The sequence below is a fragment of the Rhizobium sp. BT04 genome, assembly GCF_030053135.1.
GTDB lineage: Bacteria > Pseudomonadota > Alphaproteobacteria > Rhizobiales > Rhizobiaceae > Rhizobium > Rhizobium binxianense.
In genome coordinates, this window is sequence record NZ_CP125652.1 from 4,141,494 (window position 1) to 4,155,518 (window position 14,025).

At 63.6% G+C, this 14,025-nt stretch carries 14 protein-coding genes; all 14 read left to right on the forward strand.

Going from position 1 to position 14,025, the window contains the following annotated elements; genetic code table 11:
• Positions 1 to 1,051 precede the first annotated feature (1,051 nt).
• Positions 1,052 to 1,288 carry a hypothetical protein gene (locus tag QMO82_RS28505; protein WP_183606032.1) on the forward strand — a complete coding sequence of 79 codons (237 nt, stop codon included), beginning with the start codon at positions 1,052 to 1,054 and terminating at the stop codon, positions 1,286 to 1,288.
• A gap of 13 nt (positions 1,289 to 1,301) precedes the next feature.
• Positions 1,302 to 1,772, forward strand: a complete 471-nt coding sequence (locus QMO82_RS28510) for a terminase small subunit protein (protein ID WP_183606033.1) — start codon at positions 1,302 to 1,304, stop codon at positions 1,770 to 1,772.
• Positions 1,738 to 3,309 carry a terminase gene (locus QMO82_RS28515; protein ID WP_183606034.1) on the forward strand — a complete coding sequence of 524 codons (1,572 nt, stop codon included), beginning with the start codon at positions 1,738 to 1,740 and terminating at the stop codon, positions 3,307 to 3,309. The genes QMO82_RS28510 and QMO82_RS28515 overlap by 35 nt, the downstream gene beginning before the upstream one ends.
• The gene (locus QMO82_RS28520; protein WP_183606035.1) at positions 3,309 to 5,435 is read left to right on the forward strand and encodes a hypothetical protein; all 2,127 of its coding nucleotides are present in this window, start codon (positions 3,309 to 3,311) and stop codon (positions 5,433 to 5,435) included. Before QMO82_RS28515 ends, QMO82_RS28520 begins: the two co-directional genes overlap by 1 nt.
• 13 nt (positions 5,436 to 5,448) lie before the next feature.
• Positions 5,449 to 5,760: a hypothetical protein gene (locus QMO82_RS28525; RefSeq protein WP_183606036.1), complete on the forward strand. Its 312-nt coding sequence runs from the start codon at positions 5,449 to 5,451 to the stop codon at positions 5,758 to 5,760.
• A gap of 41 nt (positions 5,761 to 5,801) precedes the next feature.
• Complete coding sequence (locus QMO82_RS28530; RefSeq protein ID WP_183606037.1) at positions 5,802 to 6,884, forward strand: hypothetical protein; 1,083 nt, start codon at positions 5,802 to 5,804, stop codon at positions 6,882 to 6,884.
• 32 nt (positions 6,885 to 6,916) lie between these two features.
• A complete protein-coding gene (locus QMO82_RS28535; protein WP_027664943.1) occupies positions 6,917 to 7,891 on the forward strand; it encodes a phage major capsid protein in 975 nt (324 codons plus the stop codon).
• Positions 7,892 to 7,914: 23 nt separating this feature from the next.
• On the forward strand, positions 7,915 to 8,700 hold the full coding sequence (locus QMO82_RS28540; protein ID WP_183606038.1) for a hypothetical protein: 786 nt from the start codon (positions 7,915 to 7,917) through the stop codon (positions 8,698 to 8,700).
• Positions 8,701 to 8,977: 277 nt separating this feature from the next.
• Positions 8,978 to 9,547, forward strand: coding sequence for a hypothetical protein (locus QMO82_RS28545; protein ID WP_183606039.1), 570 nt, complete (start codon positions 8,978 to 8,980; stop codon positions 9,545 to 9,547).
• 45 nt (positions 9,548 to 9,592) lie between these two features.
• Positions 9,593 to 10,300, forward strand: coding sequence for a hypothetical protein (locus QMO82_RS28550; protein WP_183606040.1), 708 nt, complete (start codon positions 9,593 to 9,595; stop codon positions 10,298 to 10,300).
• Entirely contained in the window at positions 10,297 to 12,120 is a 1,824-nt protein-coding gene (locus QMO82_RS28555) for a hypothetical protein (RefSeq protein WP_183606041.1), read from the forward strand. Before QMO82_RS28550 ends, QMO82_RS28555 begins: the two co-directional genes overlap by 4 nt.
• Positions 12,117 to 12,533, forward strand: coding sequence for a GNAT family N-acetyltransferase (locus QMO82_RS28560; protein WP_183606042.1), 417 nt, complete (start codon positions 12,117 to 12,119; stop codon positions 12,531 to 12,533). Before QMO82_RS28555 ends, QMO82_RS28560 begins: the two co-directional genes overlap by 4 nt.
• Positions 12,499 to 13,503 (forward strand): tail fiber domain-containing protein, encoded by a 1,005-nt coding sequence (locus QMO82_RS28565; RefSeq protein ID WP_183606043.1) that lies wholly within the window; start codon positions 12,499 to 12,501, stop codon positions 13,501 to 13,503. Before QMO82_RS28560 ends, QMO82_RS28565 begins: the two co-directional genes overlap by 35 nt.
• Positions 13,503 to 13,808 (forward strand): hypothetical protein, encoded by a 306-nt coding sequence (locus QMO82_RS28570; RefSeq protein ID WP_183606044.1) that lies wholly within the window; start codon positions 13,503 to 13,505, stop codon positions 13,806 to 13,808. The genes QMO82_RS28565 and QMO82_RS28570 overlap by 1 nt, the downstream gene beginning before the upstream one ends.
• The last annotated feature ends 217 nt before the right edge of the window (positions 13,809 to 14,025 follow it).

A 14,025-nucleotide genomic window follows, 5' to 3' on the forward strand; every position in this document is an offset into this window, starting at 1 on the left:
AGATTTGAATCTAAAGGTGATGTCGACGGTCAAGGTCGGCGCCGCCGTTCGAACTTATGCGCTGTTCGCGAAGGCTTGCGAACCGGTCAGCGTCTGAGCCGCCACTGCAGATTGCCACGGAGCTTACCCCTTGCTCCGTCATCCCAGGGCTTGACCCTGGGATCCATGCCCGCTGCTGGTGGAAGCAAGGTGGATCCCAGGCTCAAGGCCTGGGATGACGGAGGGTGGGGTGTGCGTTTTGCCAAATCCCTCGTCGGTGCAGGTAGAGCAATTTGGCGCCATTGCGTCGGCCAGGTTCGATTTCGAACTGGCGCGAGAGCCGAAATCAGCTCTTGATCACCCCCTGGCAGCTCAGTTATGACTACCGTAAATCCAGGCTGCGAGATTTGAATCCAGGGGATGTTGGCCAAGTTGGCGCCGTTCTCAGGTCGTATGCGCCATTCGCTAAGGCTTCCGAGCTGGCCAGCGTCACTGAGCCACCACCGTGGATCTGCCACAGCGCTCACCCCTTGCTCCGTCCTCCTCGGGCTTGACCCGAGGATCCACCTTGGTCTCCAGCAGCAGTAGGCATGGATCCCAGGCTCAAGGCCTGGGATGACGGAGGGTGGGGAGCGTGTTTTGCCAAATCCGTCGTCGGTGCAGGGTAGAGCAATCTGACGCCCAATTTTAAACTGGCGCGAGAGCCGCAATCAGTTCTTGATCACCCCCTGACACATTCGTTATGACTACTGTAAATCCAAGCTGCGAAATTTGAATCCGTAAGGATGGCGACCACGTCGGCGCCGCCCGGTCGATGCGCCATTCGTCTAGGTTTGTGAACCGGGCAGCGTCGTTGCGCGGCTGCCGTGGATTTGCCACAGCGCTCACCCCTTGCTCCGTCCTCCTCGGGCTTGACCCGAGGATCCACCTTGGCCTCCATCAGCGGCGGCACGGATCCCAGGCTCAAGGCCTGGGATGACGGAGGTTGGAGGGCCGTTTTCCACAAGACGCCCACTGTCAGCGTCATGCGGCCGTGTCGGCAGGACATCCACCCCCCACATGGAGAACTGCAATGGACCCTTCGATTGCTCCGGCCTCGCGGGCCGCCGCGGCGACGCCGAACGATAGCGCCATTGTCGGTGCGTGTGCTCTCCATATCGGCATGACGGGCGATGTGGCCATTGCGCCGCGCCGCGACATGGATCCGGTCGTCTTCAGAAACGTGCCGGCCGGGACGATCCTGCCGGTTCATGCGGCGATCGTGGCGCTGACCGGGACCACGGCATCCAACATCATTGCGCTGTTCTGAGCCTTTCCACCCGATGGGCAGGCCGACCAAGTTCACCCAGGCGCTGGCGGAGAAAATCTGCGAGCGCATCGCCGACAGGGAAAGCCTGCGGTCGATCTGCCGGGATGAGGATATGCCGGCGAAATCGACGGTGCTCTCCTGGCTCGCCGATGAAAGCAAGGCGGCGTTTCGGGCGCGCTATGCGCTGGCGCGCGAGATCCTGGCCGACGGCTTCGTCGACGAGCTGGTCGAGATCGCCGACGACCGCAGCAATGACTGGATCGAGAAGAAGAACGCCGCCGGCGAAACCACCGGCTGGCAGGAGAATGGCGAGGCGATAAGGCGGTCGCAGCTGCGCATCGCCACCCGGCAATGGGTCGCCGAGAAGCTGAAACCGAAGAAATACGGCGCCAAGGTCGAGCCCGAACAGAGCGTGACCGGCGAAGTCTCGCAACTGCTGGAAGATATCAATGGTCGGACGCGCGGACTTCCAAACGGCGGTTGACCAGTTTTCCGACTGGCGCTGGCGGCTGAACAATCTCTACTGGATCACCGACAAGGCGGGCAAACGCGTCAGGTTCGAGATGAACTGGACGCAGATGACGTTTTTCGAGCAGATGCATTATTTGAATGTGCTGCTGAAAGCCCGCCAGCTCGGTCTCACCACCTTCATCCAGATCTTCATGCTCGATGCCTGCGTCTTCAACCGGGATATCAGGGCCGGCACCATCGCCCATACGCTGGGCGACGTGCAGACGATCTTCCGGGACAAGATCAAATATCCCTATGACAATCTGCCGGATGCTATCCGCAACGCCGTGACTGTCGTCAGGGCCAACCAGACCGAACTGCTGCTCGCCAATAATTCCAGCATCCGTGTCGGCACCTCGCTGCGCTCGGGAACGCTGCAATATCTGCATATTTCCGAATACGGGAAGCTTTGCGCCAAATATCCCGAGAAGGCGAGGGAAGTCCGCACCGGTGCCTTGAATACGGTGCAGGCCGGCCAGCTGGTCTTCGTCGAAAGCACGGCGGAAGGCCAGGAAGGGCATTTTTATTCGCTCTGCGAGGATTCGCAGGTCAAGCAGCGCCAGGCGCTGGAGCTGACCGAAATGGACTTCAAGTTTCATTTCTTCCCCTGGTGGAAGGAGCCGCAATATGCGATCGCGCCCCAGGGCGTCATCATCACCGATGCTTTCGCAAAGTATTTCCGCAATCTGGCCGACCAGGGCATCACGCTCACCGACGGGCAGAAGGCCTGGTACGTCAAGAAGGCCGAAACCCAGCTCGGCGACATGAAGCGCGAATATCCCTCGACGCCGGCCGAAGCGTTCGAGGCGAGCGTCGAGGGTGCCTATTATGCCGATCAGATGGCGGTGGCCGACGCCGAGGAGCGCATCGGGGTTTTCCCGCATGTCGAAGGTTATCCCGTCCACACCATCTCCGACATCGGCATGGACGATACCAACAGCGTCTGGCTGTTTCAGGTGCTGCCCGGCCGGGTCAGGATGATCGGCTATTTCGAGCATACCGGCACCGGCATGGACGGCATGCTCGACGAGCTGGCGCGGCGTGGCGCCGAGCATGGCTATGTCTACGGCGTCCACAACATGCCGCATGACATCAAGGTCAGGGAATGGACGCGCGGCGGCATGACCCGCATCGAAATCATGCTGAAAGAGGTCAAGGCGCGCGGTCTCGGCACGGTCCGCAAGGTCGAGCGCGCCTATGTCCACGACCGCATCAACGGCACGCGGCGGATTCTGGCAAAGGTCGAATTCGATCAGGCCGGCTGCATCGACGGCATCAAGTGTCTGAGGAACTACCGCAAGGACTGGGACGAGGATCTGAGCGTCTTCCGCGACGAGCCGCTGCACAACTGGGCCTCGCACGGCGCCGACGCTTTCGGGGGGCTGGCGATCATCTTCACCGGACTGGCGCCCGAACCTTTGAAGCCCGAGCCGAAGGCGCTGCCGACCTTCCAGACGATGACCTTCAACGAATTTGCCGATTCCACCCCGAGACAGAGTGAGCGTGTTTGATGGAAGATGAAATAACGGCTTCAGAGGGCGGGCAACGCTGGGATCCAGCAAAGGTCGGCGCCCACTGGCAGCAGGAGCTCGAGCGCGCCCAGCGCTATTTCAAGTCCTGGCATGACCGCTGCGTCAAGATCGAGAAGATCTATCTCGACCAGCAGTCGGACCAGACGAGCGCGGCCAAGCGCCGGTTTCCGATGCTTTGGGCCAATACTTCGGTGCTGCAGCCGGCCGTTTATGCCCGCGTGCCGCAGCCGGTGGTCGAGCGCCGCTTCAAGGATGCGCAGCCGGTGGCGCGCATCGCCTCCGAGCTCGTCGAACGCAACCTCGCCTATACAGGCGACGAAGCCGATATCGACTCCATCATGCGGGCGGTGCGCGACGATTTCCTGCTGTGTGCCCGCGGCACGGTGTGGCTGCGCTACGAGGCCGATTTCGAGCCGCTCGACATGGGCGTCGAGCCTTCCGCCCCGCCGGCGAATGGTGGCTTGCCTGAGGGTCACCTCGGCGGCTTGCCGAGCGGTTTGCCTGGCGACATGGGTGAGAATGGCGGCGCTCTGCCTGAGGTGATCGCCGACGAGCGTGTCTGCATCGATTATGTCCACTGGTCGGATTTCCTGCATTCGCCGGCGCGGCGCTGGAAGGATGTCACCTGGGTGGCGCGGCGCGTGCCGATGACCGACGAGGAGATGGAGAAACGTTTCGGCCGCGAGGCGATGACATCGCCGGCGGCAGGAGGTGCTTCCGGCAAAAAGGGCGAAAGCCAGGCGGAGCGCGCCGAGAATGAGGGCAAGACCCATATCTGGGAGATCTGGTGCAAAAGCGAGAATTATACCGTCTGGATCGCCGACGGCGCGCCCGTAGCGCTCGAAGTCTCGGAGCCGCCGCTCGATCTCACCCATTTCTGGCCGTGCCCGCGCCCGGCCTATGGCACGATGTCGACGAGCTCGCTGATCCCGGTTCCCGACTATGTCTATTATCAGCAGCAATGCGACGAGATCGACCTGCTGACCAAGCGCATTAACAAGCTGACCGATCAGCTGCGGCTTAAGATCTTCTATCCCTCCGGCGACGGCGCGATCTCGCCGGCGATCGAAAAGGCGATGCGGCCTGAAAACGACATGGTCATGGTGCCGATCCCGGAATGGGCTGCCTTCACCGACAAGGGCGGCTCGAAGGCGATCGTGACGCTACCGATCGACGAGGTGCAGAAGGTGATCGTTGCCTGCATGGCGGCGCGCAAGCAGCTGATCGAGGATGTCTACCAGATCACCGGCATATCAGACATCGTGCGCGGCGACACCCAGGCCTCGGAGACGGCGACGGCGCAGCGGATCAAGAGCCAGTGGGGCTCGATCCGCATCCGCGACCGCCAGGCCGAGCTGGCGCGCTTTGCCCGCGATATCATCCGCCTTGCCGGCGAAATCATCTGCGATCAGTTTCAGCCGGAAACGCTGATGCTGGTCAGCGGCATCAAACTGCCGACAATGGCCGAGAAGCAGCAGGTGCAAATGCAGATGCAGCAGATGCAGATGGCGGCGCAGCAGACGGGCCAGCCGGCCCAGTCGCCCCCCGAAATGGCGCCGCCCGAAATGCCGCCGCAGCTGCAACAGATGATGCAGGCGCCGACGATCGACGAGGTGGTGCAGCTCCTGCGCAACGACAGCATTCGCGGCTTCCAGATCGAAATCGAAACGGATTCGACCATCGAACCGGACGAGGATGCCGAAAAGCAGCGCCGCATGGAATTCGTGCAGATGATCGGCGGCTTCCTGCAGCAGGCCGGCGCCATGGCGCAGCAGAACCCGATGCTGGCGCCTGTCATGGTCGAGACGCTGCTCTTTGCCGCCCGCGGCTTCAGGGCCGGCCGCCAGCTGGAAAGCACGCTGGAGCAGGTGGGTGCCCAGCTCTCTCAAGCCCCCAGCGCCCCGAAGCCGGAGCCGCAGCCTGCGCCCGGAGAGATGATCAAGCTGAAGACCGCTCAAGTGAAGGCCGGCGCCGAACAGCGCAAGGCCGAGCTTGGCGTCGCAGAGGCCGAGATCGAGCACCGCGCAACGGTGGAAAAGGCGCGCGGCGAGATGGCGGCGCAGGCGATCGACCAGATGCGCAGCGCGCAACCCCTCTACCAATAGCCGGAGCAATAGCATGAGAGAACGTTATTGCCGCGTCTGCGGCGGCTGGCACCAGCTCGACCAATGGCCGCACCACTGTATGCCGGCGCACAACCCGGCGCAGTCGGATCTGCCGTCGCCGCATTTCATCAGCGACAGCATCGATATCCAGTCGATGCATGACGGCAGGCATTACACCTCGAAGGCCAGGCTGCGCTCCGCCTACCGGGCGGCCGGCGTGGTCGAGATCGGCAATGAAAAGCCGCAGCCGATCGAGACACCGATGACGGATCGAAAGGCGATCCGCAACGAATTGCGGCGCGTTCACGCCGAATACAACGCCTGAACCTGAACGGGCATCAATCCCCGAAATAGGAAACTTTCCCAATGGATATGGAAGACCTGAACGAGGCCGGCAACGGCAGCGAAGATTTTGGCGCGTCCGACGGGGCGCCGGTGAGCATCCGCGACAGCCTGAAGGCGGCGATCGACACCGTCGAAGGCAATGGACCGGGCGAACTCACCGGCCAGCCGCGCGACGGCGACAATGGCCGCTTCCTGGCCAAGGGGCAGGAGCAAGCCGCAGCGGCGAGGGCAGGGCAGGCGCCGGCAGCCAACGCCGCTTTGGCCGCCCAGCAGCAGACGCCGCAAGCACAAAGCCGAGCGCAGAGCGGCGACCAGCCCGCATCCATTGGCAGCCGGGTTCCGCCCGGCTGGTCGGCGGAAGCCAAGGCGCAATTTGCAAGCCTTCCCGGCGAAGTGCAGGCGGCGATTACCAAGCGGGAACAGGAGGTCGATAACGGCTTCCGCGTCCTGCAGGATTACAAGGGGCTCGAGGAGTTCACGCCGCTCATCCGCCAGGCCGGCATGACCCATGCCGATGTCATGCGCCGGGCGATCGACTGGGAGAAGGCGCTCATCCACGATCCCGTCAACACCGTCGTTCACGTCGCCAGGATGGCCGGGGTCAATCTTCACGCCCTCGTCAATGGCCAGACGGGGGAGATCCTGCAGCGTAATCCGCAGCAGGCCGGACTACAGCAAGGAGGGCCGCAGCCGCGATCCATCAATGTCGAGGCGACGGTCGAACATGTTCTGCGGAAAAGGGACACCGAAACTCAAGTCGATGCCTTCCTTTCCGACCCGGTAAACGCGCACGCCGAAGATGTGCTTGACGACATGGTCGCCCTTATCAATGCAGGGCGGGCAACGTCGCTTCAGGACGCCTACGACGCCGCATGCTGGATGCGCCCGGACATTCGCCGGCAGTTGATCAGCCAGACTGCGCCGGCTCCTGTCCATCCACAGCAAGCCCAGAGGGCCGCAGCGGCAGATCAAGCCCGCCGCGCCTCGCGATCCATCTCTGGTTCCTCCGCGCCGGGCCCGACCCGCGACGCGGCAAGAGGCCAGCCCACCTCCATCCGGGACTCGCTGCGCGACGCCATGCGTTTTTCGCGCGGTCAGGTCTGATCAAATGCCAATTCTGATCAAAGGAATGATCAATGCCCATCTCGCCCAACCTTTCTGAAATCGTCACCACGACGCTGCGCAACCGCAGCGGCACGGTGGCCGACGACGTGACGAAGAACAACGGTCTTCTCACCCGTCTCAACAGCCGCGGCCGCAAGAAGCCCATCTCCGGCGGCCGCACCATCGTCCAGGAACTGCAATATCAAGAGAATGGCAGCTTCAAGCGCTATTCCGGCTACGATATCCTGAACGTCCAGCCTTCCGACGTCATCACCGCTGCCGAATACGATCTCAAGCAGGCGGCGGTCGCCGTCTCCATGTCGGGCCTCGAACAGCTGCAAAACTCCGGCGAGGATGCGATCCTCGATCTGCTCGAGCAGCGCATCGAAAACGCCGAAACGACGCTGAAGAACAACATCGCGCTTGACTGCTATTCCGACGGCACCGCCGATGGCGGACGGCAGATCGGCGGCCTGCAGCTGTTGATCTCGACCTCGCCGACCTCGGGCACCGTCGGCGGCATTTCGCGCGCCACCTGGGGTTTCTGGCGCAACCAGAAATTCTCGGCCTCGGCCGATGGCGGTGCGGCTGCCTCGAACGCCAACATCCAGAGCTACATGAACCGGCTCTATATGTCCTGCGTGCGCGGCTCCGACGCGCCGGATCTTGTCGTCGCCGACAACAACTTCTTCCGCCTCTACTGGGAATCGCTGCAGGCGATCCAGCGCATCACCTCGGCGGACAAGGGCATGGCCGGCTTCCAGTCGCTGCAATATATGGGCGCCGACGTGATCTTCGACGGCGGTTTCGGCGGCGGCGCACCGCTCAACCAGATGTTCTTCCTGAACACCAAATACCTGTTCTACCGCCCGCACCGCGACCGCGACATGGCGCCGATCGGCGACGAGCGCATGAACACCAACCAGGATGCCTTCGTGCAGCTCATGGGCTTCGCCGGCAACCTCACCATGAACAACGCCTTCCTGCAGGGCGTGTTGTTCGCCTGATCGTCAACGAAAGGAACAAGCAAATGTCGATCGCATCAATCCAGTCCGATCGTCTTGGCGCGAACCCGTTCGTCGTCGAAGGCCCGATCGTTTCCGGCTCCGGTATTCCCGGGCCGAACTTCGCCCTCGGCGCCATCGCCGGCGGCGATCGTGAATCCGAATGGGTCTATTGCCAGCTCGTGCTGGCCTCGCAGACGACCCTTCAGCCCGGCCAGTGGTTCCAGTGGACCCGGGATTATGTCGCTTCGCTGCTGACCACGGCGGCTGCCGTCGTCGGCCAGCGCTGCGGCGTCTTTTCGGGGGCTGCCCAGCCGCCGACGCTGACCGGCGGCCCGGTCGGTGCCATCACACTGGCCGCCGGCACCTATTACATCTGGCTGCAGCGCAACGGCCAGGCGCCGTCGCAGGTGGCGACCGCAACGGCGGCCCTCGTCGTTGCCGAGACCACCGCCACCGCAGGCCAGGCGAGTGCCCCGGCCTCGGCCACGGCAACCACCAAGGCCATCGCCAACGTCAACTTCGCGGCGGCCAACCAGACGTTTACGGCAACCACCGTCAACGGCTCCAGTCTGCTGACGAGCCTTTCCGGCCTCAATGCCGGTTCCGGCCCGTTCATCGGCGCGGCGGTTGCCGGCACCGGCATTCCGGGCGGCGCGACCATTTCGGGCATCACCTACAGCCCGAACGGCGTCATCCAGAGCATCACGCTCTCGGCCAGTGCCACCGCCAACGGCACTGGTATCACCATCACCGCGACGGGCGTGCTCGAAGCGACACTGATGCGGCCGTTCCTGTCGAAGGTGAACTAAACTCGAGTCATCGACGGGCGCCTCGGCGCCCGTTTTCGCCGACCTCTTTATGCGCGGCCTGCCCCTCATCCGCCTGCCGGCACCTTCTCCCCGTAAACGGGGCGAAGGGGATATGCAGCACCCTCTCCCTTCCCCCCAGACCTATCGCGGGGCACGTCCCCTCTCCCCGTCAGAACGGGGAGAGGGCCAGAGTGAGGGGCGGCCACCGGCACGACATCACAGCCGGCGCTCCGGCGCCAATCCCTCATTTCCCCGCCATCAACAGCGAGCAAGCACCATGCCCGACAGCAACACCGGAATTTATGCCTCCTTCAGCCTGGAGCCGGTCGAACAGACCTTTCTGACCGAAAGGGAAGGCCGGCCGATCTTTGCCGACAAGGAGTTCGTGCGCATCTTCATATCAGGCGACAAACATACCGAAGTCTACCGCGAGGTGACGGACAACGACAAACGGCGCTTTGCCGACGCCTATAAGCGCTTCAAGGAAGGGGCCGAGGCCCGCGAGCAGCTGACCGGCACGCCGCTTTCGCAATGGCCCTATCTCAAGCCCAGCCAGATCAAGGAGATGGAGGCGGTCAACATCTATACCGTCGAGCAGCTCGCGGCGCTCTCCGATACCGCCAAGCAGAAGATCGGCATGGGCGCCAACGAGCTCGTCGCCGCCGCACGCGGCTATCTTGCCACCGCCGAGAACTCCAGCGCCGCTTCCGCCTTTGCCGCCGAAAACGAACGGCTGAAGGGCGAGGTCACCCGCCTGCAGGAGCAGATGAAGGAGATGGCCCTGCGCTTCGAGGCGATCGACAGGGAAGGCGAGGGCAGCAAGAGCCGCAGCCGGCAAGCAGCCTGAAGACGCCCTGACAAGCATCCCGACCTGAACCCGGAGATCTTCCGCATGTCGCTCTTGACCATCATTCAGAACGTCTGCGCGGAAATCGACCTCGATCCGCCGACGGCCGTCATGTCCTCGGCGGATCCGCAGATCATGCAGTTGCGCATCCTTTCCACCCGCGCCGGCCGCGACCTGATGCGCGAGCATGATTGGTCGGCGCTGACGGTCGACCGGCAATTCACCGCGACGGGCGACAACCCCGAGCCTGCCGAGCCGCCGGCCGACTGGGACCGCTTCGCCGCCAATGCGAAGATCTGGAACGCTTCGCGCCTCTGGCAGTTGAACGGTCCCGTCGAGCCGCAGACCTGGCAGCGCCAGGCGATCCTGAATTCGAACCCGGTGCCGCAGATCTGGCGGATGTCGGGCGGCAGGCTCGACATCTACCCCAACGCCGCGGGCGAGACGATCAGATACGAATATATCTCCGGCTTCTGGGTGGCGGTGAACGGCGGGGCGACCACGGCCGGCAACTGGGCCAACGATACCGATACCGCTCGTTTTCCCGAAGATCTTCTCGAACTCTCGCTGATCTGGCGCTGGAAGCGGGCCAAGGGCCTCGACTATGGCGAGGAGATCGCCAGTTTCGAGCGGTCCAAGGAAGCCGCCATCGGCGCCGATCGCGCCGCAGCGCCCGTCGACCTCTCGCTGCCGGCGAGGGGCCAGACGCCCGAGAATTATTGGCCCGGCACGATCACGGTTTCAAATCCATGACCCGCAGACCTGTTCCCCCCAATGGCCGCACCCGCCGCGTTTCGCCGGGCAAGGACTGGATCGCGCCGATCGGCGGCTGGCGAACCGATGTCGAGATGGCGGATATGCCCGCCGATGCCGCGTTTCAGCTCGACAATTTCTTTCCCGAGGCCAACCGGGTGCGCGCCCGCTATGGCTTCCTCGGCTTCGCCACCGGGCTTGGCGCCGACGTGCAGACGGTCATTGCCTATTCCGGCGTCGGCAACAGGCTGTTTGCCGCCGCCGGCGACAAGATCTACGACGTGACGGCGGGCGGCGCCGTCGGTGCGCCCGTCGTCTCCGGCCTCTCCAGCGCCCATTGGTCGGTGCAGCAATATACCAACCCGGCCGGCCAGGAGTTCCTGCGTCTCGTCAACGGACTCGACACGCCGCTGCTCTTCAACGGCACCGCCTGGACGAACAATTTTCTCACCGGCACCGCAACGCTTACCACCCAGAACGTCGCCGTGCGCAACACGGCCTATACGCTGAGCTTCTTCGGCACCGGCTCCGTCGCCCTTTCCGGCGCCTTCACCGGCACGCTGAACGGCACCGGCGTCAACAACCGGGTGTCGCTCAGCTTCACGCCGGCGGCCGGCACGCTTGTCGTCACCGTGACGGGCTCGGTCACCAATGCGCAGCTCGAAAGAGGCGCGGTCGCGACACCTTACGTAACCTCGACGATGATCACCGGCATACCGGATGCCTCGCTGCTGATCGCGGTGACGGCCTATCGCTCGCGCCTCTGGTTCATCGAGAAGAACTCGACCAATGTCTGGTATCTCGCCACCGATGCCGTCAGCGGCGCCGCCACGGTTCTGCCGGTCGGCGGCAACATGAAATATGGCGGCACGCTGGTTGCGATCAACGTCTGGACCATCCCCGTTTCCACAGGCCTGCAGCAGTGCCTGGTGCTGATCTCCTCGGAGGGCGAGGTGATCGTCTTCCAGGGGTCGGATCCCTCGAATGCTGCCAATTGGGGCCTGATCGGCACCTTCAAGCTCGGCCGGCCGCTCGGCAGCGATCGATGCCTGCTGTCGGTCGGCGCCGACCTGGCGATCATGACGACGGATGGCATCGTGCCGATCACCAAGGCCGTGCAGCTCGATCGCGGCGCCACCAGCCTCGGGGCGATTACCGCCAAGATCGGCCCGACCTGGCGCGAGACGGTGGCGGCGACCGGCACGACATCCGAGGCGTGGCAGCTTTCGAGCTTCCCGGCCAGGCAGATGGCGATCGTCAACCTGCCGTCCTCCTCCGGCCCCTATCAATATGTGATGAACACCGAAACCGGGGCCTGGTGCCGCTTCGTCGGCATGCCGGCCTCCTGCTGGGCGACATGGCAGGACCGGCTGTTCTTCGGCAGCGCCGACGGCACGGTCTACGAGGCCGAGGTCGGCGCCAACGACAATGGCGTGGCGATCGACGCGCTGATGGTCGGCGCCTGGAGCCGGCATGGCGACGGGCTCTCGACCAAGCTCTCGAAGCTGATCGGCGTGACGGCGCAGATCGGCGTTTCCACGGTGATGTATGCCGGCATCTCCGTGGACTACCAGACGAAGATTCCAACCGCCCTTCTGTCCTCGGTCGAGAAGAATGCGGCGGCGAAATGGGGAACGGCGATCTGGGGCGTGTCCAAATTCCCGGGCATTTCGCTCGTCCGCAAATTCGCCTCTGCCGGCGGGGCGGGTTCGGCGCTGGCGCCGACGATCCGCGCGCTGATCTCCGGCTCGTCAGGTTCGGTCTCCGAGGCCGCCGTCGTCGGCGGCTCGGTGCTTTACGAAAAGGGCGCGCCGATTTGATCGTCTCCGAACCGCGCGAGGAGATCGCGGCCTGGGTCGGGGCCAGGATCGGCGTCAGCTTCCACCCGCCTTACACCACGCTCGCCCATGTCGACCGCGGCCGGATCATCGCCGGCTTCGTCTTCAACGTCTGGACCGAACATGACGTCGAGGTCTCGCTGGCCGCCGACCGGCTGTCGCTGGCGCTGATGCGATCCGTCTTTCGTTATGTCGTGCATCAGCTCGGCTGCCGCCGGGCCACCGCCAGGACCCGCGCCGACAACATCGCCGCCCAGACGGTGCTCGCAAGGTTGGGTGCCCGTCCGGAAGGCCGCCAACAAGCCTATTTCGGCGACTGCGACGCGCTGCTTTACGCAATCATGAAGGAGGATTTTCCCTATGGTCTCCACGCCGAAGGCCCCGAAGGCGCCTGATCCGACACAGACCGCAGCGGCGCAGACGGCGACCAACGTCGACACCGCCATTGCCAATGCCGGCCTCAGCCACACCAACCAGTACACGCCGGATGGTTCGCTGGAATACAAGATTAGCAGCTATACGCCGATGACCGATCAGAACGGCAAGACCTATCGGATGCCGGTTTATTCGGCCTATCAGAGCTATTCGCCGGAGAACCAGGCGATCTACGACCAGACGCAGCAGACGCAGCTCGGCCTTGCCAAGCTCGCCAACGACCAGACCAACAAAATATCCGGCGTGCTCGGCACCAATGTCGATCTCAGCGCCGGCAATGTCGACAAATATGTCAATGATCACTGGCGGTCCGGCTTCAACAACCAGTGGGACCGCGACCAGGCGAGCCTCGATCAGAGCCTGGCCGACAAGGGCATCTCGATGGGCTCGGCCGCCTATGACAACGCCATGCGCGATTTTTCGACACGCAAGCAGGCCGCCTCCGACCAGTATCTCGGCGACATGTATTCGAATGCCCAGAACTCGATCCTGACCGAGCGAAACCAGCCGCTGAACGAGATTTCGGCGCTGATGTCGGGCTCGCAGGTGCATCAGCCGAGCTATGTCAACACGCCGACGACGCAACTGCCGACGGTCGATCAGGCTGGGTTGATCAACGAAAATTTCAACCAGAAGATGGGCCTCTATGACCGCCAGGTTGCCCAATCGAACGCCGCGATGGGCGGTCTATTCGGCCTGGGCGGATCATTGCTCGGCGGCTGGGCGAAGTCCGACCGTCGGCTGAAGGAAGATATCAAACGCGTCGGCACGCTGGATAACGGCCTGCCGGTCTACTCCTTCCGGTACAAGAAGGGCGGTCCGGTGCAGATCGGCCTGATGTCCGATGATGTGCGCGAGGTTCATCCGGAATCGGTGTTCGAACACGCAGACGGTTTCGACCGCGTCGATTACGGAAGGGCGGTGGGCTGATGGCATATATTTTCGGCGGCGATACCGGCAAGACGCAGAGCGACATCGACGACCAGCGCAAGCGGCTGGCCTACGCGATGTTGCAGCAGGGCATGGATGCGAGCCCGGTGCAATCGCCATGGCAGGGCGCGGCGCGGCTGGCGCAGGCGCTGATGGGCGGGCTGGAGATTAGGCAGGCGGATCAGGAGCAGAGAGCAGGGACTGCCGAAGCCCCCGCTGCGCCGATAGGCACGCCTTCAACTCCGCCGGCGAAGTTTCCCGGCTTCCTGCCGTCGATCTTCGTCGGCAAGCGCAATGTTCCCTGACAACTCATGAGCCTTCGTTGCCGTCTTGGGGCGCCAGCATCCCACTCGCGGTTCAGCAGCCATCTTCAACCCCAAATCCGATGAGCGGACCGAGGCTAGCCGCTTCTGAAGGCCATTGCCAACGCGAATGTCCCACCGCGGCAGCGCGCGATGGCGACGCAATTCTGCAAGCGCTGAAGAAGCCGGCGGTCCGCTCCGACCCGTCCTAAAACTGAGG